General features: G+C 73.4%; 18 protein-coding genes. 7 read left to right on the top strand and 11 right to left on the bottom strand.

Annotation, left to right across the window (positions count from 1 at the left end; all coding sequences use genetic code 11):
* Nucleotides 1-21: 21 nt before the first annotated feature.
* Nucleotides 22-558, bottom strand: coding sequence for a pyridoxamine 5'-phosphate oxidase family protein (locus tag C6W10_RS00505; RefSeq protein WP_107255841.1), 537 nt, complete (start codon nucleotides 556-558; stop codon nucleotides 22-24).
* Nucleotides 555-1,262 (bottom strand): DUF899 domain-containing protein, encoded by a 708-nt coding sequence (locus C6W10_RS00500; protein ID WP_107255840.1) that lies wholly within the window; start codon nucleotides 1,260-1,262, stop codon nucleotides 555-557. Before C6W10_RS00500 ends, C6W10_RS00505 begins: the two co-directional genes overlap by 4 nt.
* A 101-nt stretch (nucleotides 1,263-1,363) precedes the next feature.
* Between C6W10_RS00500 and C6W10_RS00495 the strand changes: the two genes are divergently transcribed.
* The 3 genes from C6W10_RS00495 to selB all read left to right on the top strand — a co-directional run bounded on the left by C6W10_RS00495 (nucleotide 1,364) and on the right by selB (nucleotide 5,209).
* The gene (locus tag C6W10_RS00495; RefSeq protein WP_107255839.1) at nucleotides 1,364-1,828 is read left to right on the top strand and encodes a helix-turn-helix domain-containing protein; all 465 of its coding nucleotides are present in this window, start codon (nucleotides 1,364-1,366) and stop codon (nucleotides 1,826-1,828) included.
* Nucleotides 1,829-2,070: 242 nt separating this feature from the next.
* Nucleotides 2,071-3,414, top strand: a complete 1,344-nt coding sequence (gene selA, locus C6W10_RS00490; protein WP_107255838.1) for an L-seryl-tRNA(Sec) selenium transferase — start codon at nucleotides 2,071-2,073, stop codon at nucleotides 3,412-3,414.
* A 1-nt stretch (nucleotide 3,415) separates the two neighbouring features.
* Nucleotides 3,416-5,209 carry a selenocysteine-specific translation elongation factor gene (gene selB, locus C6W10_RS00485; RefSeq protein ID WP_107255837.1) on the top strand — a complete coding sequence of 598 codons (1,794 nt, stop codon included), beginning with the start codon at nucleotides 3,416-3,418 and terminating at the stop codon, nucleotides 5,207-5,209.
* Between the two features lie 40 nt (nucleotides 5,210-5,249).
* Here selB and C6W10_RS00480 read toward each other — a convergent pair whose 3' ends face one another.
* The 3 genes from C6W10_RS00480 to C6W10_RS00470 all read right to left on the bottom strand — a co-directional run bounded on the left by C6W10_RS00480 (nucleotide 5,250) and on the right by C6W10_RS00470 (nucleotide 9,959).
* Nucleotides 5,250-6,425, bottom strand: a complete 1,176-nt coding sequence (locus C6W10_RS00480) for a low temperature requirement protein A (protein WP_159079160.1) — start codon at nucleotides 6,423-6,425, stop codon at nucleotides 5,250-5,252.
* Nucleotides 6,426-6,548: 123 nt separating this feature from the next.
* Nucleotides 6,549-8,819, bottom strand: coding sequence for an excinuclease ABC subunit UvrA (locus C6W10_RS00475; RefSeq protein ID WP_107255835.1), 2,271 nt, complete (start codon nucleotides 8,817-8,819; stop codon nucleotides 6,549-6,551).
* Nucleotides 8,820-8,918: 99 nt separating this feature from the next.
* Nucleotides 8,919-9,959, bottom strand: a complete 1,041-nt coding sequence (locus C6W10_RS00470; RefSeq protein ID WP_107255834.1) for a DUF6461 domain-containing protein — start codon at nucleotides 9,957-9,959, stop codon at nucleotides 8,919-8,921.
* 124 nt (nucleotides 9,960-10,083) lie between these two features.
* On the opposite strand from C6W10_RS00470, the gene C6W10_RS00465 reads away from it, so the two are divergent.
* Both C6W10_RS00465 and C6W10_RS00460 read left to right on the top strand, forming a co-directional pair.
* Nucleotides 10,084-10,287: a hypothetical protein gene (locus C6W10_RS00465; RefSeq protein WP_107255833.1), complete on the top strand. Its 204-nt coding sequence runs from the start codon at nucleotides 10,084-10,086 to the stop codon at nucleotides 10,285-10,287.
* Between the two features lie 158 nt (nucleotides 10,288-10,445).
* A complete protein-coding gene (locus C6W10_RS00460; RefSeq protein ID WP_199853818.1) occupies nucleotides 10,446-11,789 on the top strand; it encodes an exo-beta-N-acetylmuramidase NamZ domain-containing protein in 1,344 nt (447 codons plus the stop codon).
* Between the two features lie 10 nt (nucleotides 11,790-11,799).
* Here C6W10_RS00460 and C6W10_RS37080 read toward each other — a convergent pair whose 3' ends face one another.
* On the bottom strand, nucleotides 11,800-12,888 hold the full coding sequence (locus C6W10_RS37080; RefSeq protein WP_159104395.1) for an SRPBCC domain-containing protein: 1,089 nt from the start codon (nucleotides 12,886-12,888) through the stop codon (nucleotides 11,800-11,802).
* A 175-nt stretch (nucleotides 12,889-13,063) separates the two neighbouring features.
* On the opposite strand from C6W10_RS37080, the gene C6W10_RS00445 reads away from it, so the two are divergent.
* Complete coding sequence (locus C6W10_RS00445; protein WP_369937580.1) at nucleotides 13,064-13,249, top strand: hypothetical protein; 186 nt, start codon at nucleotides 13,064-13,066, stop codon at nucleotides 13,247-13,249.
* A 68-nt stretch (nucleotides 13,250-13,317) separates the two neighbouring features.
* On the opposite strand, the gene C6W10_RS00440 is transcribed toward C6W10_RS00445, so the two are convergent.
* The 3 genes from C6W10_RS00440 to C6W10_RS00430 all read right to left on the bottom strand — a co-directional run bounded on the left by C6W10_RS00440 (nucleotide 13,318) and on the right by C6W10_RS00430 (nucleotide 14,923).
* Nucleotides 13,318-13,971: a hypothetical protein gene (locus C6W10_RS00440; protein WP_107255830.1), complete on the bottom strand. Its 654-nt coding sequence runs from the start codon at nucleotides 13,969-13,971 to the stop codon at nucleotides 13,318-13,320.
* A gap of 230 nt (nucleotides 13,972-14,201) precedes the next feature.
* Entirely contained in the window at nucleotides 14,202-14,645 is a 444-nt protein-coding gene (locus C6W10_RS00435) for a hypothetical protein (RefSeq protein ID WP_199853966.1), read from the bottom strand.
* A gap of 65 nt (nucleotides 14,646-14,710) precedes the next feature.
* A complete protein-coding gene (locus C6W10_RS00430; protein WP_107255829.1) occupies nucleotides 14,711-14,923 on the bottom strand; it encodes a phosphatidylethanolamine-binding protein in 213 nt (70 codons plus the stop codon).
* Between the two features lie 262 nt (nucleotides 14,924-15,185).
* Here C6W10_RS00430 and C6W10_RS00425 point away from each other — a divergent pair, with 262 nt between their 5' ends.
* Nucleotides 15,186-16,343 carry an XdhC/CoxI family protein gene (locus C6W10_RS00425; RefSeq protein WP_107255828.1) on the top strand — a complete coding sequence of 386 codons (1,158 nt, stop codon included), beginning with the start codon at nucleotides 15,186-15,188 and terminating at the stop codon, nucleotides 16,341-16,343.
* A 66-nt stretch (nucleotides 16,344-16,409) separates the two neighbouring features.
* Here the strand turns inward: C6W10_RS00425 and C6W10_RS00420 are convergent, their stop codons facing one another.
* Both C6W10_RS00420 and C6W10_RS00415 read right to left on the bottom strand, forming a co-directional pair.
* Entirely contained in the window at nucleotides 16,410-17,060 is a 651-nt protein-coding gene (locus C6W10_RS00420; RefSeq protein WP_107255827.1) for a hypothetical protein, read from the bottom strand.
* On the bottom strand, nucleotides 17,057-18,463 hold the full coding sequence (locus C6W10_RS00415; protein WP_107255826.1) for a selenium-binding family protein: 1,407 nt from the start codon (nucleotides 18,461-18,463) through the stop codon (nucleotides 17,057-17,059). Before C6W10_RS00415 ends, C6W10_RS00420 begins: the two co-directional genes overlap by 4 nt.
* Nucleotides 18,464-18,514: the final 51 nt, after the last annotated feature.

Genomic DNA, 18,514 nt, shown 5'->3' with positions numbered 1-18,514 from the left:
CCATGGTCGCACCCCGGTGGTTCAGCCGGTTCGGTCGAAGCGCCAGCGGGTCGCGGTGGACCCGTCGGCGCCGTAGCCGAAGCCGCGCAGCACGGTGATCCGGTAGAAGGCGTACTCGGGTTCACCCGGCAGTCCGGGATCGCGGACGGTACCGTCGCGGATCGTCAGCTCCCACGAGTACTTCTCCGCGAGGGCGTCGGCCACCCGCCGGAGCAGCGCCGGGTCCCGCAGCCGGACGGCATCACCCTCCAACACGAGGTCCAGGTCGAGGTCGGCGGCGGAGACGCTGAGCGCGCAGGCCGGGGTGCCGGCCAGGTTCCGGCCCTTGCGCGAGCCGGGGCGGGTGGTGAAGCAGGGCGCGTCGTCGGCCCAGACCGGCATCACCGGCGCGACGTGCGGCCGGCCGTCCGGCCGTACGGTCGACAGCCAGCCCTTCGCCGTCGACTCCAACGCCGTCCGGGCCTGGCTCCATGGTCGTACCGTCGCCTCGTCCAGGCTCATCGGTGCCGCGTCCTCGGCCCGGAAGAGCAGTTCGGCGACGGGGGTACGGCCGCTCACTTCCGCCCCCGCACCGGGTCGGTTCCGGCCGTACGGCTCGGCGACGAGGGCTCCGCCGGATACTCGTCGTGCAGCCGCCACCATTCGTACGGCTGCCCCTGCGGCCACCCGTCCGGCGAGTCCTCCCAGGTCTCCTGCCGCCCGTACGGCGTCAGGTCGAGGAAGGTCCAACCGCTGCCGAGCCGTTCCACCCCTCGGTCGGTGGTGAAGTAGCTGCGGTAGACGTCGGCGCCGTCCCGGAGGAAGACGTTGAGCCCGAATCCGTCGCCCGCGTCCATGTCGTCGGTGAAGTCGCCGTCGGGGCAGGAGTACCAGGGGATGGACCAGCCCATCCGCTCCCGCACCGGCTGGATCTCGGCGAGCGGCCCCCGGGAGACCAGCGCCAGCGAGGTGTCCCGGGCGTGCAGGTGGGCGAGGTGTCCGATGTTGTCGGTGAACATCGCGCAGCCCGAGCAGACGTGGTCGGCGCCGTGCCACATGAAGCAGTAGACGATGAGCTGCCGGCGTCCCTCGAACAGGTCCGGCAGCCCCACCGGCCCGTCCGGGCCGACGAACCGGTAGTCCCGGTCGACGCGGACCATCGGCAGCCGGCGCCGCTCGGCGGCCAGGGCGTCCAGCGCCCGGGTCAGTTTTTTCTCCTTGTCGCGCAGCGCGGCCAGGGCGGCCCGCCACTCCTCGGCCGGTACCACCTGAGGTCGGTCCATGATCTCCTCCTACGGTGACTTCCCTGAAGAAAGGCTGTGGTCCGGCACACTCTAGCCGAAGTCTCTTTCCTGAAGGAAGTCACCTCGACTAGGGTGCTGGCATGCAACGGACCCGGTTCGCCGAGATGGCCTGCTCGATCGCCCGCACCCTGGACGTCGTCGGAGAGCCGTGGTCCCCGCTGATCCTGCGCGACGTCTACGCCGGGATCACCCGGTTCGACCAGCTCCAGCAGGACCTCGGCATCTCCACCAAGGTGCTCGCCGACCGGCTCCGCTGGCTGGTCGACAACGGTGTCCTCCAGCGGCGGGAGTACTCGAACCGCCCGCCGCGACACGAGTACCTGCTGACCGACAAGGGCCAGGAACTCTGCGACCTGCTCCTCGTCATGGCCCGCTGGGGCGACCGGTGGACCGCCGGCGAGGCGGGCCCACCCGTGCTGCACCGGCACCGGGCCTGCGGGCAGGTCGCGCACGTCGAGCTGACCTGTTCCGCCTGCGGCGAGCCGATCCGGGCCGCCGACGTCGACCTGCTGCCCGGCCCCGGCGCGGTCACCCCGGCGGGCTGACCCACCCGGCGCGCTCGGACCGCCACCGTCCAGCCTGGCCGGGCGTGGAACGGTCCAGCCTGGCCGGGGCGTGGAACGACGGCGCCCGGACCGGCCCGCGCACCGTCCCGCATCCGGGTCGCCGGGGCCACGTCTCCGGCTGCCCCAGCGTCGATCGACGGCCGGGCCGTGGACTTCCCCGGGCGGCTGGAGATCAGGTGTGGTTAAGTGCCGGGTGAACGGGTTTCTACGGCGAGGTGGAAATGGACGGGGCGGTCGATCCGCGGCGACGGGTGCCACGTACCGACGTGCTGCTCGCCGACCCCCGGCTGGCCACCGCCGAGGCGACCGTCGGGCGGGTCCGGCTCAAGGCCGTGCTCGGCGCCGCCCAGGACCGGGTCCGGCGCGGCGAGATCCCGCCCGAGGACGTCGTCCCGGCCACTCTGGCCGCACTGCCGGCCACCGCCGCCGGGCTGCGCCCGGTGCTCAACGCCACCGGCGTGGTGCTGCACACCAACCTCGGCCGGGCGGCGCTGTCGGCGGCGGCCGTCGAGGCGGTGGTCGCGGCGGCCGGGCACACCGATGTGGAACTCGACCTGCGGACCGGGCGGCGGGCCCGCCGGGGTCGGGGTGCGCTGGCCGCGCTCGCCTCGGCGGTACCGGCGGCCGGCGCGGTACACGTGGTCAACAACGGTGCCGCCGCCCTCGCCCTGGTCGCGACCGCGCTGACCGCCGCCGCCCGGCCCGACGGGGAAGCGGCCGGCCGGGAGATCGTGGTCAGCCGGGGCGAACTGGTGGAGATCGGCGACGGGTTCCGACTGCCGGACCTGCTGGCCAGCACCGGCGCGACACTGCGGGAGGTGGGCACCACCAACCGAACCAGACTCGCCGACTACGCGGCGGCGGTCGGGCCGGCTACCGCCTTCGTGCTCAAGGTGCACCCGTCGAACTTCGTCGTCCGGGGCTTCACCTCGGCGGTACCCGTCGAGGAGCTGGCCACCCTCGGCGTACCGGTGGTGGTGGACATCGGCTCCGGGCTGCTGGCGCCGGACCCGCTGCTGCCGGCCGAGCCGGACGCCGCCACCGCGCTGCGGGCCGGCGCGACACTGGTCACCGCGAGCGGCGACAAGCTGCTCGGCGGGCCGCAGGCGGGGCTGCTGCTCGGCGACGCCGACCTGGTCGAGCTGCTGCGCCGGCATCCACTGGCCCGGGCACTGCGGGTGGACAAGCTGACCCTGGCCGCCCTGGAGGCGACCCTGACCGGGCCGGAGACCCCGACCTGGCGGGCGCTGCGGGCCACCCCGGCCGCGCTGCGGCTGCGCACCGAACGGCTCCGCGACCAGCTCGCGGCCGGCGGCCTGAAGGCCGAGGTGGTCGGCACCGAGGCCGTCGTCGGTGGCGGCGGGGCGCCGGAGGTCACCCTCGACTCGTGGGCCCTCGCCCTCCCCGAGGAGTACGCCGAACCGCTGCGCCTCGGCGACCCGCCGGTGGTCGGCCGGCTCGAACGGGGCCGGCTGCTGCTCGACCTGCGCTGCGTACCCGTCGACCGGGACGAGGCGGTGCGGGCCGCCGTCGCCCGGGTTCCGCAGCCGTGGCGGGAGCGCTGACGTGCAGGTCGTCGCCACCGCCGGACACGTCGACCACGGCAAGTCCACCCTGGTCCGGGCGCTGACCGGGATGGAGCCGGACCGCTGGGCGGAGGAGCGGCGCCGGGGCATGACCATCGACCTCGGCTTCGCCTGGACCGCGCTGCCGTCCGGGACGGTACTGGCCTTCGTGGACGTACCCGGACACGAGCGGTTCGTCCCCAACATGCTCGCCGGGGTCGGCCCGGCCCCGGCCGCGCTCTTCGTGGTCGCCGCCGACGAGGGCTGGATGCCGCAGTCCGCCGAGCACCTGGCCGCGCTCGACGCGCTCGGCGTCCGGCACGGACTGCTGGTGGTGACCCGGACCGACCTGGCCGACCCGGCCGTCGCCACCGAACTGGCGCTCGCGGAGATCGCGGCCACCTCGCTCGGCCAGGTCGAGGCGGTCGCGGTCAGCGCGGCCACCGGGGCGGGGCTGCCGCAGCTGCGTGCCGCCCTGGACCGGCTCGCCGCCCGGCTGCCGGTGCCGGAGCCGAGCGGCCCGGTGCGGCTCTGGGTGGACCGGGCGTTCACCATCCGGGGCAGCGGCACGGTGCTGACCGGCACCCTCGGCGGGGGAGTGCTGCGCACCGGTGACGAGCTGGAGCTGACCGGCACCGGGCGGCGGGTCCGGATCCGGGGGCTACAGACCCTGGGTACCCAGGTCGCCGAGGTGGCCGGGGTGGCCCGGGTCGCGGTCAACCTGCGCGGGGTGGCCCGGGAGCAGGTCGGCCGGGGCGACGCGCTGCTCACCCCGGGGCGGTTCCAGCAGACCGACCTGGTCGACGTCCGGCTCGCCGGGGACCCGGTGGCCGAGCTGCCGGCGGAGGTCACCCTGCACGTCGGTTCCGCCGCGGTGACCGCCCGGGTACGCCCGCTCGGCGTCGACACCGCCCGGCTGCGGCTGGACCGGCCGCTGCCGCTGCGCATCGGTGACCGGGCGTTGCTGCGGGATCCCGGCCGGCGGCACGTGGCCGGCGGGGTGCGGGTGCTCGACGTCGTACCGCCGAGGTTGAGCCGGCGTGGTGCGGCGGCCCGCCGGGCGGCGGTGCTGGCCGGGTTGGACGGCCGCCCCGACGAGGCGGCAGAGCTGGCCCGGCGTGGCCTGGCCCGCCGGTCCGAGCTGGAGCGGATGGGCGTGACGGTGAGGACCGTGCCGGTGGCCGGGGAGTGGCACGCCGACCCGGTGCGCTGGCGGGAACTCGGGCGGCGGCTGGTCGACGAGGTGACCCGGTGGGCGCGGGCACATCCGCTGGAGCCCGGGGTGCCGGTCGAGACCGCCCGACGGCTGCTGGACCTGCCGGACCGGGCCCTGGTCGAGGCCCTGGTCACGGCGCCGCTGGTGGCCCGGGACGGCCGGATCGGCTCGGGCGGGGCGGCCGGCGCGCTGCCGGAGCAGGTGGCCCGGGCGGTACGCCGGGTCGGCGCGGAGCTGGCCGAGCGGCCGTTCGTGGCCCCGGAGGCGGCCCGGCTGGCCGAGGTCGGGCTCGGGCACCGGGAGATCGGCGCGGCGGTACGCGCCGGTGCGCTGCTCAGGCTCGCCGAGAACGTCGTCCTGCTGCCGGACGCCCCCGATCGGGCGATCCGGGTACTCGCCGAGCTGCCGCAACCGTTCACCCTCAGCACCGCCCGGCAGGCCCTCGGTACGACCCGGCGGGTCGCGGTGCCGCTGCTCGAACTGCTGGACCGGCGCGGAAGCACCCGTCGGCTGCCGGACGACGCCCGGATCGTGCTCGGCGACCCGGCCGGTTCTGGTCTCGACCCGGCCCGCTCGTAGCTGCCGCGCCGCCAGCACCCCACCGGGCGTGCCGCCGCCGCTAGGTGATGCCGGGCGTGCCGCCTGGTTCGCCGACCGTGAGCACGTCGGCGATGACGACTCCGAGCAGGACGAGCAGGACGGCGACGGCGACCGCCAGCGGCGGCAGCAGGACCATCGCCGGTGCCATCACGACCAGCACCCCGATCCCGACCAGCCAGGGTCGGGCCACCCGGACGAAGACCTCGTGTCCCAGCAGGATCCGGCCGGCGAGGAAGAGCGTGGGACCGCCGACGATCACCGCCACCCAGCCGCCGGGGGTGTCCTCCATCGGGTGTCGGATGATCAGCTCGTCGCCGACCGTGGTCAGCACGACGCCGGCCACCATGATCAGGTGGGCGTACCCGGCCCACTTGGTCTCCCGGCCCGGGTCGGCCGAGCCGATGATGGCGCTGCCGAGCTTCTCCCGCGCCCGGTAGAAGTAGATCCACCAGAGCAGCACCGTGCTGCCGAACGCGACCAGCACGGCGGCGGCCTGCTCCGGCGCGTAGTTGGTGCTCCGTACCGTCCGGGCGGTGATCACCACGCTCTCGCCGAGCGCGATGATGATGAACTGGCGGTACCGCTCGGCCAGGTGCTCGCCGGCGGTGTTCCACTCCCAGGCCGGCGAACGTCCGATCCTCGGGGTGGGCCAGCGCAGCACCGGCCCCAGGTAGTCCATGGCCAGGGCGGCCGTCCAGAGCAGCAGCCGTGCGGTGCCGTCCACGAAGACCCCGGTGAACCAGAGCACCCCGGAAAGGCTGAACCAGAAGATCCCGCGCAGCGGGCGGTTCCGCAGCCGGTGGTCCCGCAGGATCACCGCGAGGACCGTACTGCGGAACAGGTGGATACCGACGTAGCAGGAGACGAAGAGCAGGGCCCGGCCGTCGAACGCCTCGGGCAGCGCGGTCGAGATCAGCAGGCTGCCGAGCATGATCGTGATGACCACCAGTTGGACGGCGGGCCGGCGCGAGTCCAGGGTGTCGGTGGTCAGGTTGGTGTAGGACCACACCCACCAGATCGCCAGCAGCAGCAGAAGCGTCTGGTAGGCGCCGAGCGGGTTCAGCTTCATGATCAGCGCTTCGGCCAGCCGGGCCAGCATGAAGACGAAGACGAGGTCGTAGAAGAGCTCCACCGGGGTGGCCCGCTGCGGATGGCTCGGGTCGCGGATCAGCGTGGAGTGTCTGCCCGTCGCCATCGGCCGCCCGTTCTCCCAACCGCCGCACACGGGCCACCGGCTACCGTCCTGACCTGCCCGAACCCGCCGTACACCCCGCTGTCGAAGCAGTCGTACCACGGGCGGTGGGTCCGGTTCGCGGCTTCAGGCCGGTACGGCCGCCCCGACGTCGCGTCGCAGGTGTTCGGCCGTGTACGAGCCGGTGGCGTCGAGCAGTTGGACCGGGGTGCCCTCGAAGAGCACCGTGCCGCCCCGGCTGCCACCCTCCGGACCGAGGTCGATGATCCAGTCGGCGTTCTTGATCACGTCGAGGTTGTGCTCGATCACGACGACCGAGTTCCCGCCGGCGACCAGCCGCTCGACGATGTCGAGGAGGTGCTGGATGTCGGACATGTGCAGCCCGGTCGTCGGCTCGTCCATCACGTAGATGGTGCCGCCCTTGTGCAGCTCGGTGGCGAGCTTGATCCGCTGGCACTCGCCACCGGAGAGGGTGCTCAGCGGCTGGCCGAGCTGAAGGTAGCCGAGCCCGACGTCGTTGATCGCCTGGAGGATCCTCCGCAACTTCTTCTCGGGGAAGAACTCCAGGGCTTCCGAGGCCGGCATCCGCAGCACGTCGCTGATCGACTTGCCGCGCAGCCTGTGCTCGAGTACGTCCTCGCTGAACCGGCGTCCCTCGCAGACCTCGCAGACCGACCTGAGCCCGTCCATGAAGGCCAGGTCGGTGTAGATCACGCCGAGCCCCTGGCAGTTCGGACAGGCACCCTTGGAGTTGAAGCTGAACAGCCCGGCGGGTACGCCGTTGGCCTTGGAGAAGAGCTGCCGGATCGGGTCGAGCAGCCCGGTGTACGTCGCCGGGCTGGACCGGATCGAGGCGCCGACGGCGGACTGGTCGATCACGATCGCCTCGGGGTGCTGCCCGACGAAGACGTTGTTGATCAAGGTGCTCTTGCCTGACCCGGCGACCCCGGTGACCACCACCAGCACCCCGGTCGGGATCTCCACCGTGACGTTCCGCAGATTGTGCACCTCGGCCGCGGTCACGGTCAGGTGCCCGGTCGGCCGCCGGTAGTCCGTCTTGAGCGGCAGCCGGTGCTCCAGATAGCGCCCGGTCGGGGTGTCCGCGCTGCGCAGCTCGTCGACGGTGCCGCCGAACAGCACCTCACCGCCGCCCGCACCACCGGACGGGCCGATGTCGATCACATGGTCGGCGATCTCGATGACGTCCCGGTCGTGCTCGACCACCAGCACGGTGTTGCCCTTGTCGCGCAGCTTCACCAGCAGCCGGTTGAGCCGCTCGACGTCCCGGGCGTGCAGGCCGACGCTCGGCTCGTCGAAGATGTACATCATGTCGACGAGGCTGCTGCTCAGGTGCCGCACCATCTTGATCCGCTGGGACTCGCCGCCGGAGAGGGTGTCGGTCGGCCGGCTCAGGCTCAGATAGCCGAGACCGATATCGACCAGGTTGCCGACCCGGTCGAGCAGGCTCTCCAGCACGGTCGCGCCGAGCGGGTCGGTGAAGGTCCGCAGCACCGCGACGAGTTCGGTGGCTTCCATCGCGGCCAACTGGGCGATGTTGTAGCCGTCGATCTCGCTGCCCAGCGCCGCCTGGCTGAGCCGGGCGCCCCGGCAGAGCGGGCAGGTCTGCTCGGTGACGAAGCGCAAAAAGATCGCCCGGTTGCGTTCGGACATCTCCGCCGCGTCCTTGCGGATGTAGAGCCGGGTGAACCTGGTGACCACGCCCTCATAGCTGGAGTTGATGGTGGTGCCCTGCCACTCCAGCGGGACCTTGCCGTCGCCGTACAGCAGGGTCTGCCACTCCTGCTCGGAGTAGTCGGCCAGCGGTTTGTCCAGGTCGAAGAAGCCGGAGGCGGCATACATCTTCCAGAACCAGCCGGTCTTGGCGAAGTCGGGGTGCAGCAGGGCGCCCTCGTTCAGCGACCTCGACCGGTCCAGGAAGGCGTCGAGGTCGAGCTGGACCGACTTGCCCAGGCCCTCGCACTCCGGGCACATCCCCTGCGGGTCGTTGAAGGAGAAGGCGTTGGAGTAGCCGACGTGCGGCTTGCCGACCCGGGAGTAGAGGAGTCGCAGCAGCGAGTAGATGTCGGTGATGGTGCCGACCGTCGACCGGGAGCCACCGCCGAGCCGCTTTTGGTCGACCACGATGGCCGCGGAGAGATTCTCGATGGTGTCCACGTCCGGCTGGCCGTAGCGGGGGAGGAAGGTCCGGGCGAAGGCGGTGAAGGTTTCGTTGAGCTGGCGCTGCGCCTCCGCGGCGATGGTGTCGAAGACGATGGAGGACTTGCCGGAGCCGGAGACGCCGGTGAAGACGACCAGCTTCTGTTTCGGCACCCGTAGCGAGACGTTCCTGAGGTTGTTCTCCCGGGCTCCGGTGATGACGATGTCGTCGGCCGCCATGGATTCCCCCAATTTCCGTATAGTGTACGACAAAGAACACCGTACACCATACGGGGTGGGTCCGACGCTGGCCGCGACCCCGGCCCGGATCGGGGTCGGTCAGCCCCGTAGCGCGCCGAGCAACCGCGCCCGCCGGGCGACCCGGGCCGGGTCACGAGCCGGGGTCACCCAGCCGAGCACCTGGTAGGCGGCCCGGACCGGGTCGGGGCAGAGCGCCGCCAGCACCGCCAGCCCGGCCGCGTGCCGCAGGAACGCCTGCTGCCGCTGCGCGTCCGTCAGCCGACCCCGCTGGGTCGGCAGTGCCAGCGAGGTGCCGGCGACGTCGGCCCGGCAGGCCAGCTCGCGCAGCAGCAGGCCGAGCGCCGAGTCGTCCGGCACGCGGCGCGTCTCACCCCGGTCCACCTCGGCCAGCGCCTGCGCCACCACCGGCTCCACGGCGATCCCCGCTTCGTCGGCGCGCCGCCGCGCCTCGGCCGCCACCACCCGGCGCAGCAGCTCGGGCCGGGCGGAGGTGATCGCGGTCAGCAGCTCGTGGTCGTCCCGGAGCATCCAGCTCGGCAGCGCGGGCGGATCGGAGAGCAGCGGCACCAGCCGGCCGGTGGTCAGCGGCCCGGTCAGCCGGTCGGCGTCGAGATGCACGCCGGTGACCAGGTCGGCGAGGAGCAGCGCGGCCTCCAGCCCGCCGCTGGACCAACCGGCGTCGCCGCTGTCGGGCAGGCCCACCTGGCGCATCAACGGCACCAGGGCGTCCGGTGCCTCGCCCCAGCGTCGTACCGGCGAACCCGGGTCGAACCCGGTGCGCAGCAGACCTTGCACGGCGTGCGCGAACCGCTGGTTGCCGTTGACGTTGGTGTAGACCGACACCGCCTCGGTGCCGGCGGAGACGGCCCGCAGCACCTCCGTCCGGCTTCCCTCGAAGCCGTTCTCCTCCAGCACGAAGACCCAGCCATCGAGTCCGCCGGCCAGCACGAGGTGGTCGAACGACAGCTCGCCGATCCCGGCCAGGCCGGTCAGCGACCGGAGGCTGGTCGGGTCGACGCCGAACCGGCGCAGCACCGCCTCCTCGTCCGGGTCCCGGACGAACGTCAGGCAGAACGCCTCGCGCAGGTGGTGCTCGTCGAGCCACTCGTAGTCGGCCATGCCGCTCCCCGTCCCGTCGCCGCCACCGCACCCGCCGGTGACGCAACCCGATCGCCGCGAGCCAACCCCGGGGGTACGACAGAATCCGCCGGACGCTACCGGAGACGGCACTACGGTGAGGGGCATGGACCCATCCGCCATCTGGCGGGACAAGAACCACCGCTGGCGGATCGAGGCGGTCCACGCTCCCGACCTGCGGTTCGCCGTCTACGCCACCAACGGCACCACCGAGTCCGCACCGCTGTGGCTCTACGGCATGCCGGCGCTGGCCCGCTGGCTGATGATCCAGAACATCGAACTCGGCGACCTGGAGGCGGAGGAGCTCTGAGTCGTGCCGAGGAGTCCGGGCCCGACCCGGCGACCGACCGGCTGGCCGGCCCGCCGGTCCGCCCGCCTGTCGTAGTTTTCCTTCTTGACCAACCAATGTGATGTAGGTAACTTCCGAGGCACGTTCCCCTGCCCGCAGCCCCGCCCCGGGAGGCCGTCGTGCAACGCAGAAGGTTCCTCGCCAGCACCGCCGCCGTGAGCGCCCTGGGCGCCACCGCCGGCACCCTCGACGGCGGCACCGCCTCCGCCGCCCCGGACACCGGGGCGGACCGCTCCGGGTCGGGCGGGCACGGCGGCGGCGGGCACGGTCGGCGGGTCAGCACCGGACTGGACGTGCTGGTCGACTCCCGGTTCGCCGTCCTCGCCGGCCAGCGGATCGGGGTGCTCTCCAACCCGACCGGGGTGGACGCCCGCTACCGCCACCTGGTCGACCTGATGCACGCCTCCGGCCGGGTCCGGCTCACCGCCGCGTTCGGGCCGGAACACGGCTTCCGGGGCTCCGCCCAGGCCGGTGGCAGCGAGGGGACCGGGATCGACGCCCGGACCGGCGTCACCGTCTACGACGCGTACGGCGCCTCGCAGGCCAAGTGGGGTGAACTGATCACCCAGGCCGGGGTCGACACGGTCGTCTTCGACATCCAGGACGTCGGCGCCCGGTTCTACACCTACATCTGGACCCTCTACGACTCGATGGTCGCCGCCGCCCGCCTCGGTCGCCGGTACGTCGTCCTCGACCGGCCCAACCCGATCGGCGGCCGGGCGTACGGGCCGATGATGACCACCCCGTTCACCTCCGGCGTCGGCAAGAAGGAGATCGTGCAGCAGCACGGCATGACGGTCGGCGAACTGGCCCGGTTCTACAACGGCGAATTCCTGCCGGCCGAGGTGGGCCGGCAGGTCGACCTGACGGTGGTCAGGTGCCGGGGCTGGCGGCGCGGCGACTTCGCCGCCGACACCGGTGTGCCGTGGGTGATGCCCAGCCCGAACATGCCGACCCCGGACACCGCACTGGCCTACCCCGGCACCTGCATGTTCGAGGGGGTCGCGTCGATGACCGAGGGGCGGGGCACCACCCGGCCCTTCGAGCTGGTCGGCGGCCTGGCCACCGACTTCGACTACCACCTGGTGGACCGGCTCGTCGCCCGGGACCTGCCCGGGGTCGAGTTCCGGGAGGCGTACTTCTCGCCCACAGCCGCCGGGCAGAAGCCGGACCTGCTCAACAAGCTCTGCGCGGGCGTGGAGGTGAGGGTCACCGACCCGGCCCGGTTCGACCCGGTCCGGACCGGGGTGGCGATGCTGGTCGAGTCGCACAAATATCCGGCGTTCGCCTGGCGGGCGGACAGCTGGGACGCCGCCCGGCCATACTGGATCGACAAGCTCACCGGCTCCACCCGGCTCCGTACGATGATCGACGCCGGGGCGGACGTGTCGGACGTGGTCGGGGCCTGGTCGGCCGAGCTGGCGGAGTTCGACCGTCGGCGGCGCCCGTACCTGCTCTACTGAGCCGTCCGCCTCAGAGCCCGGCGCACGGCTGGTCGCCCACGGCGCAGCTCGTCGGTCGCTTCTGGGTGAGTGTGGTGTCGCGCTCGACCTCGAACCGGATCGTCGCCGACCGGTTCGCCGCCAACGGGGCGCCGGTGAAGGTGACCTGCTGCTCCTCCTGCCGGTAGCTCTCCGCCCCGGTGGCGCTCGCCACCTGGGCGCCGCCGGAGAGCGTGATCACCACCGTCCACCGGGTCGCGGTGGCGTCGCCGTCGTTGGTCACCACCACCTCGCCCTGATAGCCGAGGAGCCGGCTCGAAACGGTGCTGTAGCTGGCGGTCAGCCTCGGCTGGCCCGGCCTCGGCGGTGCGGTGGTGACGGCCGGTGACGTCCGGCGGGGTGTCGCGCCGGGTCGGGCCGGCCGGCTGGGCTGGACCGGGGTGGCCGCGCCGGCCGGGGTCCGGGCGACCGGGGCGGTGGTACCCGGCGGTGTGCTCGGCGCGGCGCTGCCGACGGTGGCCGTGGCACCGGAGGGGGTGTCGCCGCCCCCGCCCCGGGTCAGGCCGGCGACCACGACCACCGCGCCGACCGCCAGGGCCAGCACGGCCAGCGCGGCGCCGAGCCGACGCCGGGACCGCCGGTCCGGCCCGGCCCGCCCGGCCGGCACCGCGGTGATGATCTGGGTCGGCCCGGGGAGGTCCACCTCCCGGAACGCCAACCAGTCGAGTACGGCCGGCAGCCGGGTGTCGAGCAGCCGCTGGTAGCACTCCTGCCGCCCGGCCGGGTCGGCGGGCAGCCACGGCTCCTCGTCGTCGCTCTGCACGACGGTCAGCCGGCAGCCCTCGGCGGTGGGGGTCAGCTCGCACTCCAGCCGGGTCGGCTGGCCCTCCTCCGGCCAGCGCAACACCATCCGATGTGGCCGGTCGACCTCGACCAGCTCGACGACGATCAGATCGTCGAGTTCGGGCAGGTCCACGGGGCGCAGCTCGAACCGGCTGATCGACGAGGGTCGTGGTTCGATCGACGCGAACCACTTCGGCAGCAACTCGCGGTCGGTGAGGGCCCGCCAGACCCGCTCCGGGGGGTGGCGCAGCTCGACCGTGGTCCGGATTTCGGTCACGGCGGAACTGTACGGCCATCGGTCGACCCGGATTTCCCTGCCCCGCCGGGGTACGGCCGCGCGAGCCGTACCCCGGCGCGGCAGGCGCGGAGCCGGCACCCGACCGGTCACCGGATCGCGGCTTCTTGGCTGTTTTCGGGAATATGAACGCTCTGTCGTAATTAGTATGGTTTGCGTGAAAAACAAGGGACTGCGGACCCTGTTGTCGATCGGCGCCGCGCTCGCCGTCATCTACTTCGGCAGCACCGGACAGGAGGGGGAGGGAGGTGGAGTCACCAACACCGTCCTACTGCTGGCGGTCGCCGCCGGCCTGACCGTCTGGTACCTGACCAGACCCACCTCGGGCAAGCCGGTGAGCTGACCGGTCCACCACCGGCGATCAGACGGCATGCCGGCGATCGGACGGCACGCCAGCGGGCGCACGGCTCGTCAGCGGGCGCCGGCCGCCCTGGTCAGCTCGCCGATCGACTGCTGGCCGAGGGAGACCCGGACCAGGGCCGAGGCCAGCCGTGGGAAATCGGCGCCGCCGACCAGCCTGGCCAGCTTGTCCGGTGTGGACGGCAGACCGAGCCGGCCGGCCGCGTTCACCGCCCGGCGGTCGGCGTACGGGCGAAGGCCCGGCCAGACCGCCTGCGCCTCCCGGAGGAAGATGTCCGCTCCGGTCGGCCCGATGCCCGGAAACCGGGTCAGCTCGCGACGGAGTGCGCCCCGGTCGTCACCGGTCTCCCGGTGCAAGCGGCGCAGGTCGCCGTTCCAGCGCTCCAGGCAGAGTCGTGCCGCGTTGCCCAGCATCGTCGCGGTCCGTTCGTCGTAGCGCCGGTAGTGCCCCCGACCCAGCGCGTCGACCCGGTCCTGCCAACTCAGCGCGTCCGTGCCCTGCGGGGTACGGCAGCCGGCGGCGAAGAGTTCCCGGGCGGCGGCCACCGCCACACCCGCCCGGATCCGGGTACTGAGCAGCGTGGTCAGCAGCAGCAACTGGTAGAGCGGGCCGGGCCGGTCGGCGAGCCGGATGCCCGCCTCCTCGGCGTACGTGCGGCCCTGCCGGTCCAGCAGTACCCGTACCAGTGCGCGGTCACGGTTCATTGCGTCCGGTTACCCGCGCAGCCGGCGCACGCACCGGGGTGGCCGACCGAATGGCGGCACCCGCACCGGGTATCCCCCCGTCGGGTACCCGGTCGTGCGTGACCCGCCCGGCGAGCCGGACGGTTGCGAACCCCCGGGGCACCCCGCCGGTCGGCGGAGCACCGCCGGCCGGCGCCCACCATGGGGGTGGCGGGACGGAAGGGGACGGCGATGACGAACCTGCGACGGGGTCACCGGCCGCGCCGTAGCTGGCCGAGCGTGGCGACGGCGGCCACCCCGTACGCCAGGTGCGGCACGATGTCGGAGAGCCAGTCCGTCCGGCTCCACCGCCGCGGATCGGTCAGGCCGAGCGCCGTCAACGTGCCGTCCGACGCCAGCATGACTCCGGCACCGAACAGCCCGGCCGCCACCGGCCCGGGGAGGCGACGCAGCCCGACGACGGTGAGCGCCGCCCCGGCCAGTACGCCGGTGGCGTAGCCGAGCAGGGGCCCGAGGCCCGAGCGGCGGTTCGCCGCCCGGTCCTCGGGCCCCAGACCGACGTGCAGCAGTTCGGCCAGCCGCTGGGCGCTCTGCTCCGGGGTGGTGCTGGCCGGTCGCGCCCGCAGCGCCATGTCGAGGTAGGTGACCACGTTCAGCGCCACGCTGCCGACCGCGCCGGCGATCGCCCCGTCCACCGCGTCGACGACCGGGCCACCCGGGGCCGGCCGGTCCAGCAGGTTGCCGAGCGCGGCCGGCCGGGTCACTTCGGCTCTCCCGGGCCGCGCTCACCCTTCGGACCGAGTCCCCGTTCGCCCCGGACGAAGCCCCGTCGGCCACGCTCCTCCTGGAGGTACCGGTTCGCGGTCTCGTCGGCCTTGCCGTCGTTGGTCCGGCGACCGGAGTCGTCGATGCGTTTGCGCAGCCGCGCACGCTCCACGTCGTACGCGTTGCTGCCCGGTCGTGGTCCTGGCATGGGCTGCCTCCCGTCGTGTCGGCGCCGTCCCGGCTGGTCTACCCGCCCGGCTCCGGGCCATTCACGCAGCGTGACGGCCGTACCCGACGTCCGGCCGGCCGCGTAATCTCGCAGTGCGGTCCGCGGTGGGCCGGCGCGACCGATCGGACATATGGGACGATCGACGGATGCCACCCGCTTGCCCGGCAACCATGCCGGAGCACCGCAGGTGGGTGGTTGGCCGGCCGACGGAGCAGACGGAACGGGTACGGGTGAGCGGGTCATGCGTGACGTGCTGGACGAACTGGACCGGTGGTGGCGGGCGGGCGAGCCGGTCGGAATGGCGACGGTCGTCGCGACCTGGCGTTCCGCGCCCCGCCAGGCGGGTGCCACCATGCTGGTCGGCCCGGACGGCGCCGCGGTGGGCAGCGTCTCGGGCGGCTGCGTCGAGGGCGCCGTCTACGAGCTGACCCGACAGGTCACCGCCACCGGAGAGCCGGCGCTGCAACGGTACGGAGTCACCGACGACGACGCGTTCGCGGTCGGGCTCACCTGCGGGGGCGTGCTCGACGTCTACGTCGAACGGGTCGACCCGACCGGATTCGGCGAGTTCGCCGAGGTGGCGGCGTCGATCCGGGCCGGCGAACCGGTTGCCGTGCTGACCTGCGTGTCGGCCGGGGACTCGGACCCGGCCGGGCGGCTCGGCCGGCGCCTGGTGGTCTGGCCGGACCGCACCGCCGGTTCGCTCGGCAGCGATCGGCTGGACGCGGCGGCCACCGACGACGGCCGGGGACTGCTCGCGACCGGCCGCGCCGGCACGCTCCGGTACGGCTACCACGGTGAACGTCGCGGCGACGACCTGCTGCTCTTCGTCGCGGCGTACGCCGCACCGCCCCGCATGATCGTGTTCGGGGCGATCGACTTCGCCGCCGCCCTGGCCCGGATCGGCGCCTTCCTCGGCTACCGGGTGACGGTCTGCGACGCCCGCCCGGTCTTCGCCACCCCGCGCCGGCTGCCGGACGCCCACGAGGTGGTGGTCGACTGGCCGCACCGCTACCTGCGGGCCGAGGCGGAGGCCGGCCGGGTGGACGGGCGCACCGTGGTCTGCGTGCTGACCCACGATCCCAAGTTCGACGTGCCGGTACTGGAGGTCGCGCTGCGGCTGCCGCTCGGCTACGTCGGCGCGATGGGCTCGCGGCGCACCCACGACGACCGGCTGGCCCGGCTGCGCGCGGCCGGCCTCTCCGCGGCGGAGCTGGGGCGGCTCTCCTCACCGCTCGGGCTCGACCTGGGCGCCCGTACCCCGGAGGAGACCGCGGTCAGCATCGCCGCCGAGGTGGTCGCCGGCCGGTGGGGCGGCACCGGGAGCCCGCTGTCGGCGCTGGCCGGCCGGATCCACCACGAGGTGCCGGCCGCCGACGAGTCGGCCCCGGTCGGCTGAACCCGGAGCGCGGAGTCGCCAGCATCGACGACGGCCCGGAGACCTCGCCGCCCGCCTATCACCGGTTCAGAACGCGGTGGCCAGGGTGACCAGGCCGGTGGCGACCAGCACCGCCGCCCAGAGCCGGTCCAGGTTGAACCAGGCCCGGCGCAGGAACCCGGTGCCCAGCACCTCGTAGACCAGCAGCGCGCAGCCGGCCGCCACCGCGAACATCGCCGTGGTGTGCACACCGGCGGCGGCCAGCCCGGCCAGCGCGCCGGCCGAGGCTCCGGCCAGGTGGCCGCCGTGCCCCGCGCCGTGCCCCGGGTCGACCGGCGCCGGCCCGGCCAGCAGCACCGGGAGCAGCATCAGGCCGGCACCGTGCGCGGAGGAGACCAGGAACGACCAGCCGGCGAGCTGGGCCAGGGAGAGCCGCATCCCCACCCAGCGGAAGTGCCGGCGGGAGAGCATCCGCCACAGCCCGAACCCGACCAGCAGGACACCGGTCGACACCGCCAGTACGGTGCTGGCCAGTACGGAACGGGTCGCGGTGACCAGGCTGGCCAGTACGGCCACCGAGGCGCCGTGCCCGGCCGCGATCGCCGGCAGCGCCCCGAACAGGGCCGCCCGGCGACGCTCCTGTAGGCCCCGGGCGACCGCGAACAGCCAGCCCATCGCCGGGTTGAGCCCGTGGAACGCGCCGAGCGCGACCAGCCCGGCCAGTTGGCTCCAGCTCACCCGAAGCAGTACGAGTCGGAGGAGGCGTCACCGCCCTGTAGGCGGGTCTGGTGCACCCGCAGTCCCCGGAAGTCCTCGCCGTGCGGGAAGAACCGGGGATCGAGGGCGATCCCGCCCCGCTCGGTGTCGACGTCCAGCTTGGCCTGCCAGGCGCCGACCCCGTCCGGATAGAACTGGTCGTCCCAGGCGCCGTAGAGCGAGTTGGTCAGGTAGACCCGCCGGCCGTCCCGGCTCACCTCGACCATCTGGGGTCCGCCGGCCAGCGGCAGCTCCGGCCGGGCCGGGTGGGCGGCGCGGCCGACGATCCCGCCGAGGCGTACCGCACCGGTCTGCACGGGGTGGAACGGGTCGCTGACGTCGTACTGGCGCAGCTCGCCGGTGCCCCAGCAGGAGACGTAGAGGAACCGGTCGTCGACCGAGAGGTCGATGTCGGTGACCAGTGGGGGTACCGCGCCGAACGGCTTGAGCAGGTCGGGCAGGAGTTCCGGGTCGGCGGGCTCGGCCGGGATGTCGATCACGCGGGTGGCCGCCCAGCGCTCGCCGTCGCGGTGCCAGACCCAGATCGACGCGGAGAGGTCCTCGACGCTGATCACCACCCCGACGAAGCCGTACGTCTTCGTCGGGTCGTGCGCGGGGCGCAGCTCCAGCGGCATCTGGTACTGGTCGCCGAGGTCGACGGTCTGCACGTGCCGCCGCCGGCGCAGGTCCCAGAAGTGCAGGGCGTGCCCGTACTTCCGGCCCAGCAGCAGTTCGCCGACGATCCCGTCCTCGATCATGGCCGGGGTGCCCCACTCGGAGCTGACCAGCACGTCGTGGTTGAGGTGCCACCAGAAGTCGTACGCCAGGAACTGCGGACCCCGGTCGGCCTCCCAGCCGCCGCGTACCTCGAAGGTGTCGTGGTCGAGCACGGCGATCCCGCCGGGTCCGTCGGCGCCGTGCGCGCCGCCGAGCGCCGAGACGTAGATCCCGTCCGGACCACAGTGCACCGTGTGCGGCCGGGAGTAGCCGGCGCCGTCGGCCAGCTCCTTCGGCTCCACCACCTTGACCACCTCGGGCCGGGTCGGGTCGGCCCGGGTGTCCAGGATGTAGATCCGGGAGGAACGCAGCCCGGGCACGATCAGGTAGCGGCGCTCGACGTGCGGGTGCGGTGCGGTCGGGCAGAGTGCGCTGCTGCACGCGTTCCAGCCGAAGTGGTGCAGCTCGTCGCCGGTGTAGGGCAGGTCCGTCCAGCCGATCACGGTGCCGTAGCCGGGGGAGTCCGGGTCGACGTCGACCACGGCGATCGCGTCGGGTCGCCGGGCGGTGCGGTCGAAGGCGGCGACGTAGGCCAGTTTCTCCGGTGGCGCCTCGGCGGCGTCCCGGGGCGAGGCGTAGAAGGTCGGGTCCGGAGTCCATCTGGTCATGACTTCTCCTGTCCACGGTCGACCCGGCAGGCATTCCCAGTAAACCTATCG

It is taken from the genome of Plantactinospora sp. BB1 (assembly GCF_003030385.1).
In the GTDB taxonomy this organism is placed as follows: Bacteria; Actinomycetota; Actinomycetes; order Mycobacteriales; family Micromonosporaceae; genus Plantactinospora.
Note: the sequence above shows the minus strand (reverse complement) of the source record. Positions and strands in the feature narration are given on the sequence as shown.